General features: G+C 58.3%; 12 protein-coding genes. 10 read left to right on the top strand and 2 right to left on the bottom strand.

What is annotated here, in order from left to right; all coding sequences use genetic code 11:
- Positions 1-498: 498 nt before the first annotated feature.
- Positions 499-675, bottom strand: coding sequence for a hypothetical protein (locus J3349_RS09935; protein ID WP_207677307.1), 177 nt, complete (start codon positions 673-675; stop codon positions 499-501).
- Positions 676-821: 146 nt separating this feature from the next.
- Entirely contained in the window at positions 822-2873 is a 2052-nt protein-coding gene (locus tag J3349_RS09930; RefSeq protein WP_242699608.1) for an alkyl sulfatase dimerization domain-containing protein, read from the bottom strand.
- Between the two features lie 291 nt (positions 2874-3164).
- Between J3349_RS09930 and J3349_RS09925 the strand changes: the two genes are divergently transcribed.
- The 10 genes from J3349_RS09925 (at position 3165) to J3349_RS09880 (ending at position 18572) form a co-directional block, all read left to right on the top strand.
- A complete protein-coding gene (locus J3349_RS09925) occupies positions 3165-3869 on the top strand; it encodes a LytTR family transcriptional regulator DNA-binding domain-containing protein (RefSeq protein WP_207677306.1) in 705 nt (234 codons plus the stop codon).
- A gap of 441 nt (positions 3870-4310) precedes the next feature.
- Positions 4311-5957: an HlyD family efflux transporter periplasmic adaptor subunit gene (locus J3349_RS09920; protein WP_207677305.1), complete on the top strand. Its 1647-nt coding sequence runs from the start codon at positions 4311-4313 to the stop codon at positions 5955-5957.
- The gene (locus tag J3349_RS09915) at positions 5954-6712 is read left to right on the top strand and encodes an ABC transporter ATP-binding protein (protein ID WP_207677304.1); all 759 of its coding nucleotides are present in this window, start codon (positions 5954-5956) and stop codon (positions 6710-6712) included. The genes J3349_RS09920 and J3349_RS09915 overlap by 4 nt, the downstream gene beginning before the upstream one ends.
- Entirely contained in the window at positions 6709-7908 is a 1200-nt protein-coding gene (locus tag J3349_RS09910) for an ABC transporter permease (protein WP_207677303.1), read from the top strand. Before J3349_RS09915 ends, J3349_RS09910 begins: the two co-directional genes overlap by 4 nt.
- A gap of 10 nt (positions 7909-7918) precedes the next feature.
- Positions 7919-10060, top strand: coding sequence for an S-layer homology domain-containing protein (locus J3349_RS09905; RefSeq protein ID WP_207677302.1), 2142 nt, complete (start codon positions 7919-7921; stop codon positions 10058-10060).
- A 138-nt stretch (positions 10061-10198) separates the two neighbouring features.
- Positions 10199-10909 (top strand): LytTR family DNA-binding domain-containing protein, encoded by a 711-nt coding sequence (locus J3349_RS09900; protein ID WP_158395466.1) that lies wholly within the window; start codon positions 10199-10201, stop codon positions 10907-10909.
- Positions 10906-12189, top strand: a complete 1284-nt coding sequence (locus J3349_RS09895; protein WP_207677301.1) for an ATP-binding protein — start codon at positions 10906-10908, stop codon at positions 12187-12189. The genes J3349_RS09900 and J3349_RS09895 overlap by 4 nt, the downstream gene beginning before the upstream one ends.
- A 340-nt stretch (positions 12190-12529) precedes the next feature.
- On the top strand, positions 12530-15478 hold the full coding sequence (locus J3349_RS09890; RefSeq protein ID WP_207677300.1) for a glycoside hydrolase family 3 N-terminal domain-containing protein: 2949 nt from the start codon (positions 12530-12532) through the stop codon (positions 15476-15478).
- A 105-nt stretch (positions 15479-15583) separates the two neighbouring features.
- A complete protein-coding gene (locus tag J3349_RS09885; protein ID WP_207677299.1) occupies positions 15584-18007 on the top strand; it encodes a glycoside hydrolase family 3 C-terminal domain-containing protein in 2424 nt (807 codons plus the stop codon).
- Between the two features lie 13 nt (positions 18008-18020).
- On the top strand, positions 18021-18572 hold the full coding sequence (locus tag J3349_RS09880; RefSeq protein WP_158400317.1) for a GtrA family protein: 552 nt from the start codon (positions 18021-18023) through the stop codon (positions 18570-18572).
- Positions 18573-18623 lie beyond the last annotated feature (51 nt).

The raw sequence follows: 18623 nt of genomic DNA, 5'->3' as shown, positions 1-18623 counted from the left end.
CCGCAAGAACCATATCAATCCCCCTTTTTTAACACAGAAGCCGCGCATTGACAGGGCGTGCGGCTTCTGTATTTTTGTTTGTACGGGTACAAAGCGGGGTGCGGCCACTCAAACCAATGCCGTCAAGCCGGTGGGGGATAGAGCGATTTTGTTTGTCGGAGAGTAGGTGCACGGTTTCTGCACGGATTTTGCACGGTTTCAAAATGTGCAGAAGGTGCTTTTCGCTGCAAAATCCGACAAAGGGTGCAGAAATTGCCGGGTGAAAAACTACGCTGCTTTGTTCAAAAATAACGATGACGCGAAACTTCCATGAATTGAGACGAACCAGCGGCTTGCTCTCTTAATCAGTGGGCCCAGGGTTCGAGTCCCTGGAGGTGCACCAAATTTTGAACGTCAAATCGTAAGATTTGGTGTTTTTTCTTTATGTAGGAAAGCGGCTGCACACTTTCTGCACACCGTTTGCACAGCCTGCTTTCCTTTGCATAAAAAGAAGAAATTTTAGGCGAACAAGGCTCTCGTCAACTCTCTGCGTTCGTCTGCATTCATCAGCCGGATGGCTTCAAGGATCTCCTTACCAGAGATTTTTGTGGTTACCGGCTTTTTATTTTGCTGGATCTGGGATGCTGCCGGGGTCAAATCTTGGGAATAGAAGTTGGCTTCGATTTTCTCGGTCAACTCCAGCCGGGGTTTGTCGAAACTCTACTTGTTCACACGGAAACTTTAGCAAAAAGACAGAGGGCTGGACGGTGCCAGCCCTCTTGACAGAACCTAATATCAAAGGTTCAGAGATATTTTCAAAAAATTGAAATTCCGAATCGTTTTTACGGTTCAATGACATTGAAGGTTTTTTCAAACTTGGACGCATATGCCAGCAGGCGTTTCAGGACAGTGGGATCTCCGCTGATCTGTATCTGCCCGGCCTTTTGACCCTGCATCAGAGCAAAGAGCTGCAGACGCTTGCAGGTGACGGAAGCCTGCGCATCCGGATGGTTCTCGCCGGGGTAAGACAGCAGGATGCCATTCTTACGGGTTACATAGAACTGTTCATTCACATCTGTCACCGTCAGATTCAGAGTCAGATCATCGTTCTGGGCGGCATTGGCATCACTCATGATACCGATGTAATCCAGCAGCATGGCAATGGTCATCTCGCCCATTGTCGCGGTCAGTCCATTGGCTGAGCGCGCCAGTTTGGACAGGTTGCCTCTGCGGAGTTCTGCAGCGCCCATCAGGTAGGCGTTGCGCCACGCGCCGGACTCTGCCTGATAGCCAAGTTGTTCCAGTGCATCTGCACACAGATTGCGTGCCTTCTGGTTGGATGGGTCGGCGTAGACCAGTTCTTTGGTGATCTGCGCCACCCATTGATACTCGCCCTTTTCAAAATCCTTCTGCGCTTTGCGGAGGACTGCATCGGCACTGCCCAGATATTCTACCAGCTTCTTGGCGGTATCGCTGGGCGGGAGCGGATTCAGGTTGACCGGGTTTGCGTCATACCAGCCCAGATATTTCTGATAAACGGCCTTGGAATTGTGCGCCAGCGTACCGTAGTACGGACGGGTATACCAGACCTTTTCCAGTTTTTTGGGCAGGGTCAGCATCGCCGAGATCTCATTTGAGGTATATCCCTGATTCATGTAATGCAGGGTCTGGTCGTGGATGAACTTGTAGATCGCTGCCGTGTTCAACAGATACTCATGGATCTCCTCGCCCCAATGCGGCCAGTTGTGGCTCTGGAACACCACATCAGTCTTGCTGCAGAAGCGCTGATCTGCCTCGATGATATACTTCGCCCAGTCGTTGGCATCGCGCACCTCTGCGCCGCGCAGGGTGTACAGATTATGCAGCGTACCGGTGCAGTTTTCCGCCATCCAGAGGGCGCGGTATTTCGGGAAATAGGCGTTCATCTCAGCAGGGGCTTCGGTGCCGGGGGTCAGCTGGAATTCGATCTCCAGCCCGTCGATGGTCAGCTTCGGAACATCTTCCCCGATCTCGTAGGTGGGAGCGATGAGGGACACCGTACCGGTGGACTGTCCCATGCCGATGCCCACGCTCAGCGCACCCTTTTCGCCCTTGTCAAGCACCGTGCCGTACTGGAACTGTGCGCGCCGCGCCATGGCGATGCCCGCATAGACATTCTCGCTGATGGCGTGCTTCAGAAAGCCCGCCGGCGCAAGCACAGGGGTCTTGCCGGAAGCCAGCTGCTTTTTAAGCGAAAGCGTTGCATCCGCTACCTGCTCCCGGGTGATAATGCCCTCCACGCCGCCGAAGTGGTCCACATGAGAGTGGCTGTACAGCACCGCCTTGATGTCCAGCGGACCGAAGCGCTCCTCCATCAGCTCCTTGGCTGCCTTCATGTTTTCCTTGCACATTAGCACATCAAACACGATCCAACCGTGGTCGGTGCGGATAAAGGTCGTATTGGCCATATCAAAGCCGCGCACCTGATAGATGCCGTCACATACTTCAAACAGACCGGCTTTGGCGTTGAGTTGGGTATTCCGCCACAGACTGGGGTTTACAGTGTCCGGAGCATCCCGGTTCAAATCGCCGTAGCTTTGCAGATCCCATGCAGATCTGTTATCCTCACCATCGATGATCCTGCCTTCCGCATTGTCCAGCCAGCCGCGTTCTGCGTTGGCAAACTCCCGCCGATCGGAAAAATCCAGCTTTTCATACCATTCGGCGTTCTTTTCTGCCGTGATAGCCGTTGCCTCTTCGATCTCGCCCGGTTGGGTGGAGTCCTTGAAAATGTCTGTGATAAAGTTCAGACTGTTTTCATCGGTACTGCCTGCTGCGTGTGCGGTCAGGGATGCGCCGCAGGCTAACGCCGCAACCGCTGAAGTGGAAAGAAAGTTTCTGCGGGTCATCTTCATGGTGGTTTGCCTCCTTTATATCTGGGTTTATTTTACACAGACCGTGGGCGGCTGCCAGCCGCTCAGGGCATTCATCTTGCGAAAAAACCATTTGACCTTCTATGTTACAGAATACACAGAAAATGCCTGAAAGTCAACGACTTCTGCATTTTCGACATTGAAAACGTGAATATTGACAAAAATATTCGATGCAAATTGGCGAAAACTCCGTTGAAATGAATTTCAATCAAGCTGTTCTTGTGCGCTGCACGGAGGTATGCTATACTAAACATATCCAACTGACAAAGGAGTATGGCGATGAATGATCTGCATGAGTGGTTTCAGAAAAATGACCTTTGCCCAGAAAACATCTTGTATCTTTACCGTAACGACCGCAAAACGGTCATTCACCGCATGGATGGGGAAGAAGTTGCGCTGTATGCTCCGTTGCACAGCGTCTGGTCTGCTTTGCCGGAAGATATGTTTCTGAACATCAGTAAGGGAATCGTAGTGTGCCGCAGCCAGATCGTAGATATTAGCAATGACGGTATTTATACAATGTCAGATGGCCGCAGTTTTCAGGGACGTAGACGTGGTCTGAGCGACCATCGCCGCTTGCGCGCAGAAATCAGGCGGGTGGACGCACAGCTACGCCCAATGAGTATGAGCCTGCTGGAAAAATGCAGTCTGCTGGACGATATGCCGCTGGCATTCTGCATTATTGAGCTGGTGTTCAATGAGGACGGACGCGGGGTGGATTTTATTTTCCGCTACTGCAATGCCGAAATGGCAACGATCGAAGGCGTGCCGGTGGAAGAAATGCTTGGCCGTTCGTTTTACGAAGTGTTCCCCAATGGTGATAAGAAGTGGCTTGTATCGTATGCGGATGTGGCGTTGAACGGAACAAAGCACATCCTTCATGACTATAGCCCGGAGGTGGACAAATGCCTTACGATCCATTGCTACCAGCCGGAACCGGGGTATTGTGCCTGCGTATTGCAGGCAACAGATCCGTGACTGTGACACATTGAAAAGAACCACAAAAAACACATCAGGGAGCAGCTGTGACCTATGCTGCTCCCTGATGTGTTTTGAAATGTCCAAATCTCTGCCATGAATCGTAGTCGGGGTCTTATTTCTGACTGTATCCCAAAAGCCGCTGCACGAAGGGCCGGAGCGAGTGGATGAACTCTTCATCCGAAAGCTCTGTCTGATGTTCCAGCTTCCAGACACAGAGATGATGGAAAAATTTTCAAAAAAGTTGCAGATTGTGCAGGAAAAATTTCTTGTAGTCCGTTTTGTTAGGTGGTATCATTATAACGGTTTGCGCCGCTAACCCGGGGCAGCATCTCGCAGACAGGTCGTTTTTGGCGGACGCTGTGGGGGAAAGCGCAGAACGAATGAAAACAGGCAGAAAGAACTTTTCTTTTTCATGAAACACAGGAGGTCAGGCTTTTCATGCTAGGTTTCAACAAGAAGACACAGGACGCCTCTCCGCAGGAGAATACCGGCGGAGAAAATAAGGTGTTCCACTTTATCAAGACCCACAAAAAGCGCTGCATCGCGGTGGTCGCAGCCGCAGCGGTGCTGGTGGCGGTCATCGTGCCGCGCAAGAGCCGCAGTGCGTCGGCAGACCTTGCCTACACGCAGGAGAAGCTGGGACGCCGCGACATCGTGAACGTCTACGACGGCAGCGGCACCATCAACGCCGCCGATTCCTACACCGTCAAGTCCCTCGTCACCGGCACGGTGCTCACCGCCGATTTTGAGCTGGGTGACAGCATCGAGAAGGGCGATATTCTTTACACCATCGACATTTCGGATGTGGAAAACAACCTCGCGAGCGCACAGCTCTCGGTGGAGCAGGCACAGCGCAATTACGATGACATTGCGGATATGCAGAACGTCCGCACCAGGATCAGCGGCGAGGTCAGCTCCTTTGCAGTCGCCGCAGGCGACGCCGTGCAGGCTGGTCAGGCTGTGGCCACCATCCGCGACACCTCCGTGATGCTGCTGGCCGTGGATTTCCCTGCCGCAGAGGCCCAGAGCTTTGTCGCCGGTCAGGCCGCACAGGTCATGCCGGACACCACGTTTGAGACGCTGAACGGCACCATCCGCTCCGTTTCCGGTGCAGACCCTGCCGGCGACGCCAGCCTGATGACCTGCACCGTCACCATCGCTGTTCCCAACGCGGGCAGCCTGACCACCGCACAGGCCGCTGTGGCACAGGTGAACGGCGTCAGCTCCCTCAATTCTGCACACTTTACTTACCAGCGTGAGGAGACTGTCGTGGCAGCTGCCTCTGGTACCGTGTCTGAACTCTGCGTCAAGGAGGGCAGCACCGTCCGTCAGAATGACGTCATCCTCCGCATTACCGGCAAAGATCTGGACAAGCAGACCAAAAACGCCGCTGACAGCCTGCGCGCTGCCGAGCTGCAGATGTCTTCTGCCGAGAAGACCATCAGCCACTATACCATCGACGCCCCGATCAGCGGCACCATCGTGGATAAGAAAGTCAAGGCCGGCGACAAGCTCAGCGCCAACGACACCGCCATGCAGAACCTCTGCACCATCTACGATATGAGCTATCTGGAAATGAAGCTCAACGTGGACGAGCTGAAGATCCGCTCCCTCGAGGTCGGCCAGGAGGTGGACATCACCGCCGACGCCGTCCCGGGTGAGACTTACAAGGGCGTCATCAGCAGTATCCTCGTGGCAGGCACTACCGCCAACGGCTCCACCAGCTACCCCGTCACCGTCCGCATCGACGACATGGGCGAGCTGCTGCCCGGAATGAACGCCACTGCGAAGATCACCACCGCCAGCGTCAAGAATGTTCTGGCCCTGCCCAACGCCGCCCTCGTCCGGGGCAGCTATGTGCTGGTGACCAAGGATTCGCCCAGCGCTGCCAATGCTGAGACTTCCATGACCGCTCCCGACGGCTATGTCTACGTCAAGGTGACCACCGGCATCAGCGATGACGATTACATCGAAGTGAAGAGCGGCCTGCAGGAGGGCGATACCATCGCGTACGACAACTCCAGCGTCAGTGCGACCGACTTCTACAGCAACATGATGGCCTCCGCCGAAGGAGATGACGAATGAGCACGCTGATAGAATTTGATGAGGTCTGCAAGTATTACCAGATGGGCGACACCCTCGTAAAGGCCGCCGACCACGTCTCTTTCAAAATCAACAAAGGCGAGTTCGTGGCCATCGTCGGCCAGTCCGGTTCTGGTAAATCCACTTGTATGAACATCATCGGCTGTCTGGACGTGCCTACCGAAGGCACTTATCTGCTGGACGGCAAGGATGTCGGCAAGATGAGCCGACGCGAGCTGGCACACATCCGGAACGAGAAGCTGGGCTTCATCTTCCAGCAGTACAACCTGCTGCCGAAGCTGACGCTTCTGGAGAATGTGGAAGTTCCTCTTGTGTATGCGGGCATCCCCGCCGCACAGCGCCACGCGACGGCAAAGGCTGCCCTTGAGCGGGTGGGTCTGGGCAATAAGCTCAAAAACCTGCCCAACCAGCTTTCCGGCGGTCAGCAGCAGCGTGTGTCCATTGCCCGTGCGCTGGCTCGCGGCCCGGCGGTCATCCTGGCCGACGAGCCGACCGGTGCATTGGACTCCCACACCAGCCGCGAAGTTCTGGGAATGCTGCAGGATCTGCACAAGCAGGGCAATACGGTCGTCCTCATCACCCACGACAACTCCATTGCCGTGCAGGCCGAGCGCATCATTCGCCTCGAAGATGGCCGCGTCGTCTACGATGGCGATGCCCACGCACCCGAGGCAGTCGTTCAGCCGAACTTCATGATGGCAGAGCCGAAAGCCGGAGAGGAGGGGACGCAGGCATGATAAAGGAGACCTTCAAACAGGCCGTCCAGAACGTCTTGAGCAACAAAGTCCGCACCTTCCTCACCATGCTGGGCATCATCATCGGCGTCATGGCCGTCATCGTCATCGTTGGTCTCGGCAACGGCATGACCAACATGATGCAGGACTTCTACTCCGACATGGGCAGCGATATTCTGAGCGTCAACGTCATGACCGCCAGCACCCGCTCAGTGGAAGTGGACGATGTGTACAGGATCATCAATGAAAAGCCCGAGTATTATAAGGGCCTTTCGCCGATTGCCAGTGTCGGCGACACGCTGCGGGTGGCGGGCGAGAAGTACCGCCGCACCTACATCAGCGGCGTCAACGAAGATTACACGACCATCAACAACTACAAGGTGGCCAAGGGCCGCGGCATCCAGTACACCGATTTGATAGACAACAAGAATATCTGTGTCATCGGCGACTATGTGGACCGCAGGATCTTCGGCGGCAACGGTCTCGGCAGCACCCTCAAGGTAGGCGCCAGCGAGTACCGCATCGTGGGCGTGCTGGAGGGCCGCTCCAAACCTGCCTCTCAGTACGAGGGCGGCAACGACGACATTGTTCTTATCCCCTATACCACCCTGATGAGCGTCAACAACACCAGCAGTGTCAGCCAGTACTATGTGGTCCTGCAGGACGCGGACCACTCGGATGAGGCACAGGAGTTTTTGCAGTCGCGGCTCAAGAAGCTGGTCAGCAAGGACGACTATGTCTACGTCATGAGCCTGAGTGCAGCCATGAAGCAGATGTCCTCCATGATCAACGTCATGGTGGGCGTCCTGACGGCCATTGCAGGCATCTCGCTGCTGGTCGGCGGCATCGGCATCATGAACATCATGCTGGTGTCCGTCACCGAACGCACCCGTGAGATCGGTATCCGCAAGGCACTGGGCGCACAGGAGAGCACCATCCTGACCCAGTTCGTCGTGGAGGCCGGCGTCACGTCGGCGCTGGGCGGCTGCCTCGGCATCGTGCTGGGCTACGTCGTGTCGGCCATTATCAACCAGATCCTTCCGTATATCCTGACGGATATTACCCTGAACGTCACTCCCTCGGCGGACGCAGCAGCCATCGCCGTGGGCATCTCCTGCGGCATCGGTGTCCTGTTCGGCTTCCTGCCGGCCCGCCGTGCCGCCAGCCTGAACCCCATCGAAGCGCTCAGATATGATTAAGGAGTTTACCATGAAAAAACAATTCCTCGCATTCCTGCTGGCTGTCTGCGTGGCTGTTTCCATGCTGGTGCTGCCCGCTTCTGCGGTCGGCTCCAACGCGGCAGTCCAGACGGCGACGGCACTGGGCGGTCTGACCGCCGAGCAGGCCGGTTCTCTGGGTGCGCCCCTCACTCGTGGGCAGGCGGCCCGCCTCCTCACCGCATTCTCTGCTTACCGCGATACCACCACGGCACAGGGCCGCACCGGCCGCCTCTACAGCGATGTAGACAGCGACTCTCCCTATGCGGTCTACATCCGCACCGCTGTCCAGAACGGCTGGATGACCGGCTACTCCGACGGCAGCTTCCGCCCGGACAACACCGTCACGCTGGAAGAAGCCTGCACCATGGCGCTGCGCCTGCTGGGCTATGATGTGGCAAAGCTGGGCGGTACCTTCCCCACAGCTCAGCTCAGCAAGGCCAGCGCACTGGGCCTGCGCAATGAGATCAATGCCCGTCAGGGCGAGACTCTGACCCTCGAGCAGGGTACCATGCTCTTCTACAACGCCCTCACCGCTATGAACGGCAGCGGTCAGGTCTACGCTTCCACCCTGGGCTTTGCCGTGAGCAACGGCCAGGTGGACATCTCGTCGGTCCTGCTGGACAACGTCAAGGGTCCCTTTGTGGCAGATGCTTCCACCGTCCTGCCTTTCGCCCCGGTGGCCATCTACCGCAACGACGAAGTCACCACCTCTGCGGCCCTCTCTCCCTATGATGTCTACTATTATAACGAGAGCGCCCGCACCGTCTGGATCTACAACAAGCGCGCCGCAGGCCGCGTGACGGCTGTCTCGCCCTCGGCCAGCGCTCCGACCTCTGTGACCGTGGCCGGCGTCACCTACGCCATCGCTTCGCCCTCTGTGGCCTATCAGCTGTCCTCCCTGTCCGGCGGCGGCGTGGGCCAGGTGGTCACTCTGCTGCTGGGCATGAACGATGCAGCTGTCTCCGTCCTCACCGGCGACGCGGCAGACGCTGTGTTCTACGGCGTGGTCCAGTCCTCATCCCGCACCCTCGTGGAGACGAACAGCGCTGAGGTGCAGCAGGCTGTCTCGGTCATGTGTACCGACGGCACCGCCCGCACAGTCAATGTGGACAATAAGCTCAATTTCCCGGCCGGCAAGCTGGTGGAGATCAGCGTGGACTGTGACGGCGAAAGCGTCCAGTCCATCTCGCCCCGCTCGACCAGCGGCACCGTCAGCGCCGACGGCACCGCGCTGGGCGACACCCCGTTTGCAGACAACGTGCAGATCATTGATACGACGTCGGAGGGTGTGGCTGGGGCAGTTCGCCCCAGCCGCCTATCGGGGGTAACTCTGAGTGAAAGCGACGTCCGCTACTACACCACCAATTCCGCGGGCCAGATCGACCGGGTCATCCTCGACGATGTGACCGGTGACCTGTGGGAGTACGCTGCGCTGGATTCTGTCCGCCGCCTGACGGACGAAGCCGCCAAGAAGATCGACAAAAAAATCAGCGACAAGGCACAGGACGCCGCAAGAGAGGCCGCGGGCCTCCCCGCTGCGACCACCACCAAGGTGGACAAGACCGATGAGGAGACCTTCCAGGATGTGAAGAACATCCTTGTTCCCAGCACCAGCGATGTGCTCTACGGCCTCATCGACGGCAGTGTCGTCAGCTCTACCTGGAACACCCTTACCGGCAAGACGGACCAGCTGTTCAGCTATGTGCTCCGCCGCACCGGCGACAGCGTGGGCGGTACGCTGGGCGACTTCCTCAACTATCTGGGCGAGGGCGCGACCTATGTCTGCTACTCCGGCGGCAAGCAGGTGGCCTACAGCACCGCCACCAAGTACCCCGTTATCGCAGGCGGCATCGCCATCGGCCGCTCTGCTGACGGCAAGGCCATCAACCGGATGCTCCAGCTCTCGCCGGTAGTCATCGATAAGCTGGGCGCAGCTTCGGTCATGAGCGGCGACAAGCGCTATGAGACCGCCGACGATATGCAGGTGTATCTGTGGTCGAACGGCCAGTATTTCGCCACCTCGCTGCCCAAGATCAACACCGAGGATTATAAGCTCATCGGCTGGTACGACAACTTCGGCTGCTCCGGCGGCAGGAAGATCCGTATCCTTGTGGCCGTCAAGACGAACTGAGCCTGAAATTTTCCAATCACAGAACAGCAGCCTCGCGGCAGATGAAGCGGGGCTGCTGTTTTATTCTCCTATTTGCCACACGCCCTATTTCGTGTTACAATAAAAACTAGAAAAATTGCGGAAAAAGGAGGTGCGGCAATGATACGCATTGCTCTGGTCGAGGACGAGGCAGAGGTGCGGGCGCAGCTTCAGGGCTATGTGCAGCGGCACACCCGGCAGTACGGCACCGAGTTCGCGGTGACGGAGTTCGCTGACGGCATGGAGCTGCTGGATGATTACCGCCCGGTGTACGACATCCTGTTTCTGGACGTGGAGATGAAGCATCTGGACGGCATGGAGACGGCCCGGCGGGTGCGGGAGCTGGACAAGGACGTCATCATCGTTTTTATTACGAATATGGCGCAGTACGCCATCGGCGGGTACGCCGTGGGCGCACTGGACTATGTGCTCAAGCCGGTGCCTTATTTTGCGTTTTCGCAGCAGCTGCGCAAGGCCGAAGAACAGCTGCGCCGCCGCGCACGGCATTATCTGGCCCTGCCGGTGGAGGGCGGGATGCGGCGGCTGGATTCGTCCCTCATCTATTATCTGGAAAGCGAGGGACACCGCGTCCATTTTTATACCGAAGAGGGCGATTTCGTGGCGGCAGGCACCCTGAAAGCCTTTGAGGAAAAGCTGGCCGAGCGGCCCTTTGCCCGCTGCAACAGCGGCTACCTTGTCAATCTGGCACAGGTGAAGAGCGTGCAGCAGGGGATGGTGCAGGTGGGACCCTACGAATTGCAGGTCAGCCGCCCCCGGCGGAAAGCCTTCCTCGCGGCGCTGGCCGACCACATCGGGGGTGAGGGTGCATGACGGCACTGCCCAGCATCCCGCGCCTGTATACGGCGCTGGCCGAGTGTCTGGCCGTGGGCATCTACGCCCTGCCGCTGGGCATCCGCTTCGGCAAAACGGCCACCATCGCTGCCAGTGCGGCATGGGCGCTGGCCCTGAGTGCTTTTTTGCAGGCCACGGGCAGAGTTCCGCTGGCGTGGTGGATCCCCTGCATGGCGGCAGCTGTGGGGATACAGTATTTATACCTCTGGGTCACCCGCACCATCTCCCTGCTGGAAGCGGGCTATGTCTGCGCCCGGGCCTTCGTTCTGGCAGAGCTGGCGGCCAGCGCCGAGTGGCAGCTGCACTGCTTCCTCTGGCCTCAGCGCAGCGGGGCCGACGGCCTGTCACTGCTGCTTCTGGTGGTGGTCTATGGCGGCGTTTTCGGCTGCATCTGGGGGCTGGAGCATAAGCACACCAGCCCCAAGGGGCATATCGTCATCAGCGGAAAAGCGGCCCTCGTGGCCGTCGTCATGGCGGCGATGGTCTTCGCGGTGAGCAATCTGCTGTTCTTGGGCGACCGCGAGGTGGACATGAGCGTCTACTACATCCGCACGCTGGTGGACATCTGCGGCGTGCTCATCCTGACGGTCCAGCACGAGCAGCTGCGGGAGGCGGCGCTCCACAGTGAGCTTGCCGCCATGGACGAGGTGCTCCACCGCCAGTACGAGCAGTACAAGCGGAGCAAAGAGGGCATCCGGCTCATCAACAGCCGCTATCACGAGCTGAAGATTCAAATCGCGGACATCCGCGCCGAGCGCGACCGGGCCAAGCAGGACGCGGCTCTGGCCCGGATGGAGAGCGGCATCCGGCAGTATGAAGCCGAGAACAAGACTGGCAACCCGGTATTGGATACACTATTGACCGCCAAAAGCATGGACTGCCAGCAGCGCGGCATCAACATGACCAGCGTGGCCGACGGCAGCCAGCTGGGCTTTCTGAGCACGCGGGAGCTGTGTACCCTCGTGGGCGCGCCGCTGGACAACGCCATCGAGAGCGTGCTGGCCGAGCCTGACCCCGAAAAGCGTCTGCTGCGGGTGGCCATCTATAACCAGAGCGGCTGCGTGATGCTCCGCTTCGAGAACTACTGCGCCCAGCCTGTGGAGCTGGGCGCGGACGGTCTGCCCGTCCACAACGCCCACGGCGGCTATGACTTACAGGGCGTGCGTGCGGCCGCCCAGCACCACGACGGCACCATGACTCTTCATTGGGCCGACGGCTGGTTCACCCTGCGGATCTTGCTGCCGGTCCCGGAAAAATAAAATATAATAGGAATAACCTCTCAGTCTCGCTGCAGCTCGACAGCTCCCCTGGCGAAGAGAAAAAGCTTTGCGTTATGCCAAGGCCTCTCCTCGATAGGAGAGGTGGCATCACGTAGCGATGACGGAGAGGTTTTGTTATTCTGCACAATAAAACCGCTCTCGAAATTGTGGATTAGCACAATAAAATTTGAAACCAAATTGAAACTTCTGCAAACTATGCCTCCAAAATGACAGATTGTGAAGATGTTTGTGAATTTTCTTTGAATCCATTTATAATAGTGGCAATGCTCCGGGAGCTGTACCCGGAAAATATGGATTCAGAATAAGGAGGAAGAAAATTATGTTGTCCATCAATATGGATGATGTAATGCAGGTAGTTTCGAATATTCAGAACTATCTGATTGCATTCGGCGTCGTCCTCGTACTCGCGCTCCTCGTGATGTTCGCGGTGCGGAAGATGCCCAAAGCGAAAAAGAAGATGATTCGTGCGCAGTCCGGCCTCGCCATTCTGCTGGCGCTGGCGATTGTCGTCAACCTCATCTGCACCGGCCCCATGTCCACCATGCTGGATCTGGTCTCCGGCGAAGGTTCCATCAGTGAGGAGACTTCCGCAGAGGCCACCGAGCTGGTCAATGAGATCACCCAGGAAGGCATCGTTCTGGCTCAGAACGACGACAACATCCTGCCTGTGGCTTCCGGTTCCAAGCTGAACGTCTTCGGCTGGGCTTCCACCAGCCCCTGCTACGGCGGCACCGGTTCCGGCGCTCTGAACGACGCTTACCCTGTCACCGACCTGCTCACCGGTCTGCATGATGCAGGCATCGAGACCAACGACGAGCTGAGCAAGTTCTACACCGATTACTGCTCCACCCGCCCCAGCGTCGGCATGGCACAGCAGGACTGGACCCTGCCCGAGCCGAATGTCAGCCTGTACACCGACGAGATGATGGCAAACGCCAAGGCATATTCTGACACCGCTATGGTCGTCATCACCCGCGTCGGCGGTGAGGGCGCAGACCTTCCCACCGATATGTCTGCTGTCGTGGACGGCAGCTGGGTCCGCCGTGTGGCAGATTACCGTGGTTCTCAGCGCGGCGCCGGCTACTACAACGGCACTTACGATGACAGCCTGAACGAGGGCAATGACTGGGATAAGGGCGACCACTTCCTGCAGCTGTCCAACCGCGAGGAAGAGCTCATCGACCTCGTCACTTCCAACTTCGACAACGTCATCGTCGTTTACAACGGCGCAAACGCTTTCGAGATGGACTGGGTCAAGAACTACCCCCAGATCAAGGGCGTCCTGCTCTGCCCCGGCACCGGTCAGTCCGGCTTTGAGGGCTTTGGCCGCGTGGTCGCCGGTGAGGTCAACCCCTCCGGCCGTACCGCTGACACCTATGCTGCTGACCTGACCGCTTCTCCGTGGTGGAACAACTTCGGTGACTTCAAGTACACCAACGCCACCGAGCTGGATTCCGATTCCAGCTTCTTCGACCCCGCAGGCGCTACTGCATCCTTCGTCAACTACGCTGAGGGCATCTATGTCGGCTACAAGTTCTATGAGACTGCTGCCGATGAAGGCCTCATCGACTACGACAAGGAAGTTGTCTATCCCTTTGGCTACGGCCTGAGCTACACCACCTTCACCCAGAAGATGAGCGACATCACCAGCGACGGCAGCAGCCTGAAGTTCTCTGTCACCGTCACCAATACCGGCTCTGCTGCCGGCAAGGATGTCGTGGAGATCTATAATGATCCTCCGTACACCAACGGCGGCATTGAGAAGGCTTCCGCAAACCTGCTGGACTTCGCCAAGACCAGCGAGCTTGCCCCCGGCGAGAGCGAGACCATCGACTTCACCATCCCGGTCGAGGATCTGGCTTCCTACGATTACAAGAACAACGGCTGCTATGTGCTGGAGGCTGGCGATTACATCATCAGCACCAACTCTGACTCCCACAATGTTCTGGATTCCAAGACCTACACTGTTGCTTCCGACATCGTTTACAACGAGTCCAACAAGCGCGAGAGCGACGCTGTTGCAGCGACCAATCAGTTCGATTTCGCAGAGGGCGAGATCACCTATCTGTCCCGTGCGGACGGTTTTGCAAACTATGCTGAGGCCACTGCCGCTCCTGCTGATTACAACATGAGCGATGAGGTCAAGGCTGTCTTCGACAACGCACACACCTACACTGAGGTCAACTACGAGAAGGACGATGACCCCAACGCAGAGGACATCACCACCGGCGCAAAGAACGGCCTCAAGCTGGCTGACCTGCGCGGCGTGGATTACAACGATTCCAAGTGGGATGACCTGCTGGATGAGATGAGCATCGACGACCTGCAGCAGACCATCGGCTTCGGCGGCTATCAGACTGCAGCTGTGGACAGCATCGGCAAGGTGCGCACCAACGACTGTGACGGCCCTGCGTCCATCAACAACAACTTCACCGGCGTCGGCTCTGTCGGTTTCCCGGCTGCTACCCTCATCGGCATGACTTGGAGCAAAGATCTGGCACACGACTTCGGCGACAGCATCGGCAAGATGGCCAACGAGATGAACACGTCCGGCTGGTATGGCCCGGCAATGAACATCCACCGCACCGCTTTTGCAGGCCGTAACTTCGAGTACTACTCGGAGGACGGTGTCCTGTCCGGTGCTATGGCCGCAAACGCCATCGCAGGCGCACAGGAGCACGGCGTCTACGCTTACATGAAGCACTTCGCCCTGAACGATCAGGAAGGCAACCGTACTTCTATGCTGGCTACCTGGTCCAACGAGCAGGCTATCCGCGAGATCTACCTCAAGCCCTTCGAGATGTCTGTCAAGGATGCTGACTGCCACGCTGTCATGTCTTCCTTCAACTACATCGGCAGCCGCTGGGCTGGCGGCTGCAAGGAGCTGCTGCAGAACGTCCTGCGCGGTGAGTGGGGCTTCCTCGGCTTCGTCGAGACCGACTACTTCGGTGTCTACGGCTACATGACCGCTGATCAGGGCGTCCGCAACGGCAGCGATCTGATGCTCTGCACCACCGGCAATGACTTCAACAAGATGACTGTTCTGACCAACAGCAGCAAGCAGGCAATGCGCACCTCTGCCAAGAACATCCTCTACACTGTGGTCAACAGCCGCGCTTATGAGGCTGAGAACCTGAACCCCGGCATGGCAAAGTGGAAGGTCATCATGATCGGTGCTGACGTCGTGGCCGCGCTGCTCATCGTTGGCCTGGAGTACACCGCCATCAAGAACTACAAGAAGCGCAAGGAAGAGGAAGAAGAAGTCTAAACCGAACTCTCTCTCCATGCAGCACCTGAACTGAACCAACGGCAAAGGCCCGCTGCACCAGACAGCGGGCCTTTGCCCTGCTCAGGATAAAATGAGGAAAATGCGATGAAGCATACCGACATCATCCAGAAACTGAACTTAGAGCAAAAATGCGCTCTGCTCTCGGGCGAGACTGTCTTTACCACCCGCGCTCTGCCGGGCAAGGGCATCCCGGCCATCACCCTTTCGGACGGCCCCAATGGTGTCCGAAAGCAGGCCGGCGCCGCCGACCATCTGGGCCTCAACCCCAGCGTTCCGGCAACCTGTTTCCCGACCTCTTCCGCCACTGCGTGCAGCTGGGATGAGAAGCTGGGCGAAGCCGTGGGCGAGGCACTGGGCGAGGAAGCCGCTGCACAGGAAGTGGCTGTCCTGCTCGGCCCCGGCCTGAACATCCAGCGCAGCCCCCTTTGCGGCCGCGACTTCGAGTATTTCTCGGAAGACCCCATCCTCGCGGGCAGGATGGCCGCTGCCTATGTGCGCGGCATCCAGAAAAACGGCATCTCTGCCTGCCCCAAGCACTTTGCGGTCAACAGTCAGGAGCTGCGCCGCATGGCCAGCGACTCGGTGCTCGATGAGCGCACCCTGCGGGAGCTGTATCTGACCGGTTTCGAGATCGTGGTGAAAGAGGCAAAGCCCAAGACCATCATGACCTCCTACAACCTCATCAACGGCACCTACGCCAACGAGAATGCCCACCTGCTGCAGGACATTCTGCGGAAGGACTGGGGCTTCGACGGGGCCGTCGTCACCGACTGGGGCGGCTCCAATGACCACGCCCTCGGCGTGAAGAACGGCTCCACCCTCGAAATGCCCTGCCCCGGCGGCGACTCCATCCGGGAGCTGATGAAGGCCGTACAGGACGGCAAAATTTCCGAGGCCGACGTGGACGCCCGCCTCGACGAGATGCTGGAACTGGTGTTCTCCACCCACGCTGCGGTGGAAAAAGCGCCCCGCACCTTCGACGCGGCCGCGCACCATAAGCTTGCCCGCCGCGCGGCCGCAGAGAGCATCGTCCTGCTCAGGAACGAGGGCGGCATCCTGCCGCTCAAGCCCAATGAGAAGCTGGCTGTCATCGGCGATTTTGCCGAGACGCCCCGCTATCAGGGCGCAGGCTCCAGCGCCGTCAACGCCCTGCAGGTGGACACCCTGCTGGACAGCATCAAGGCCGACGACAGCGGCATCACCTTCGTGGGCTATGCCTCCGGTTTCGAGCGTCAGGGTGCAGCTGACGCCGAGAAGCTGGAAGAGGCTGTGGCCCTCGCAAAGAAGGCGGACACCGTTCTGCTCTGCCTTGGCCTCGATGAGCTGCGGGAGAGCGAAGGCCTCGACCGCTCTGACATGAAGCTGGCCGAGAATCAGCAGCAGCTTCTGGCCGCTGTGGCTGCCGTCAACCCGAACGTCGTCGTTCTGCTGAGCGCCGGTGCGCCGGTAGAGACGCCGTGGGTCGGCCAGTGCAGGGCGCTGGTCTACGGCGCACTGGGCGGACAGGCAGGCGCAGGCGCGGCCGCAGACATCCTCACCGGCAAGCTCTGCCCTTGCGGCAAGCTGTCCCAGACCTGGGCGCAGGCTTACGACGATACCCCCGCCAAGGCGAACTTCGGCGGCGAGGGCCGGAACGTGGAGTACCGCGAGGGCCTGTATGTGGGCTACCGGTACTATCAGACCGCCGGTGTGCCGGTGGCGTTCCCCTTCGGCTACGGCCTGAGCTACACCACCTTCGAGTACAGTGATTTGAAGGCAGACGAGAAGGGTGTGACCCTCACCGTCACCAACACCGGCAGCTGTGCCGGTGCCGAGATCGTCCAGCTCTACGTTGCAAAGCAGGACGCAAAAGTCTTCCGCCCGGCGCAGGAGCTGAAGGGCTTTGCAAAGGTCTTCCTCGCCCCCGGCGAGAGCAGGATGGTGAGCATCGCTCTGGACGACAAGGCGTTCCGCTACTGGAACGTCAAGACTGACCGCTGGGAAGTCGAAGGCGGAAGCTATCAGCTCCGCGTGGGTGCATCCAGCGCGGACATCCGCCTGACGGCGGAAGTCTCCGTCAAGGGGACCAACGCTCCCGACCCCTACGAGGGTCTCGACCTGCTCCACTACGTCTCCGGTCAGATCACCTATGTGACTGACGCCGAGTTCGAGGCTCTGCTGGGCCACCCTGTGCCGGAGGATGTCGTCCGCATCGACCGGAACATGACGCTGGGCGAGATGGACCATGGCCGCAGTCCGCTGGGCTGGGTGGCACAGAAGGTGCTGCGCTACCGTCTGGACAGCAGCTTTGCAAAAGGCACCCCCGACCTGAACACCGTGTTCCAGTATAATATGCCGCTGCGCGCGCTGGCCAAGATGACCAACGGCATGGTGAGCATGGGCATGGTAGACGGCCTCGTCTGGGAGCTGAAAGGCTTCTGGCTCGTGGGCATCCTCCGGGTCATCTATGAGTTCGTCAAGAATCTCATCCTGAACAGCCAGATGGAAAACCGACTCAAAAACAGCTGAAAGGAATAAGGTCATGAATTTCTGGAATAACTTTGCCGCAAAACATCCGGCCGCGGCCAAATGGGTGCGGGAGGGTGGACTGTTCGTCATCGTGTCCAACCTCATCACCGTGTTCAAATACCTGCTTTTGCAGTTCCTGCCCAAGGCGTTTGCAAGCCTGCCGGTGGTGGACTTCGGCTGGCCGGGCATCGACATCACTCTGTTCGGCGAGACCTTCAAGTGGAATATCCTCGGCTACGACGCCGCCCACGGCGGCCTGCCCTACTTCTGCGCCTACATGGTGGCCATGGTCATCGGCGAGTGCATCAATTTTCCCATCCAGCGCAACTTTGTCTTCCGCAGCAAGGGCAACCTCGCCAAGCAGATCGGCTGGTATCTGCTGGCCTTCTGCCTCATCACCTGCATCGTCAACTCCATCAACTGCATCTGGGTGGCTGTGGCCGGTCTGCTGGTGCCTGATTTCATCTACAACATCGGCACCACGGTGCTCAACGGCGGCATCTCGATGGTCATCTTCTTCTTCGTGAACAAGATCATCTTCCCCGAAGGCGAAGCCGCAAAATAATCTGTCATCTTCTTTATTTTCATCATTTTCTTCATCCGAACCAACAGGCCG

The sequence above is a fragment of the Faecalibacterium sp. Marseille-P9590 genome (assembly GCF_017377665.1).
Lineage (GTDB): Bacteria > Bacillota > Clostridia > Oscillospirales > Ruminococcaceae > Faecalibacterium.
The sequence above is the reverse complement of the archived record's forward strand: the minus strand, read 5'-3'. Positions and strand labels throughout refer to the sequence as shown.

Excerpts from the sequence above, each read along its gene's own strand:
- J3349_RS09930 (WP_242699608.1), bottom strand. The coding sequence starts at position 2,873 with ATGAAGATGACCCGCAGAAACTTTCTTTCCACTTCAGCGGTTGCGGCG.
- J3349_RS09925 (WP_207677306.1), top strand. The coding sequence starts at position 3,165 with ATGGCGATGAATGATCTGCATGAGTGGTTTCAGAAAAATGACCTTTGC.
- J3349_RS09920 (WP_207677305.1), top strand. The coding sequence starts at position 4,311 with ATGCTAGGTTTCAACAAGAAGACACAGGACGCCTCTCCGCAGGAGAAT.
- J3349_RS09915 (WP_207677304.1), top strand. The coding sequence starts at position 5,954 with ATGAGCACGCTGATAGAATTTGATGAGGTCTGCAAGTATTACCAGATG.
- J3349_RS09910 (WP_207677303.1), top strand. The coding sequence starts at position 6,709 with ATGATAAAGGAGACCTTCAAACAGGCCGTCCAGAACGTCTTGAGCAAC.
- J3349_RS09905 (WP_207677302.1), top strand. The coding sequence starts at position 7,919 with ATGAAAAAACAATTCCTCGCATTCCTGCTGGCTGTCTGCGTGGCTGTT.
- J3349_RS09900 (WP_158395466.1), top strand. The coding sequence starts at position 10,199 with ATGATACGCATTGCTCTGGTCGAGGACGAGGCAGAGGTGCGGGCGCAG.
- J3349_RS09895 (WP_207677301.1), top strand. The coding sequence starts at position 10,906 with ATGACGGCACTGCCCAGCATCCCGCGCCTGTATACGGCGCTGGCCGAG.
- J3349_RS09890 (WP_207677300.1), top strand. The coding sequence starts at position 12,530 with ATGTTGTCCATCAATATGGATGATGTAATGCAGGTAGTTTCGAATATT.
- J3349_RS09885 (WP_207677299.1), top strand. The coding sequence starts at position 15,584 with ATGAAGCATACCGACATCATCCAGAAACTGAACTTAGAGCAAAAATGC.
- J3349_RS09880 (WP_158400317.1), top strand. The coding sequence starts at position 18,021 with ATGAATTTCTGGAATAACTTTGCCGCAAAACATCCGGCCGCGGCCAAA.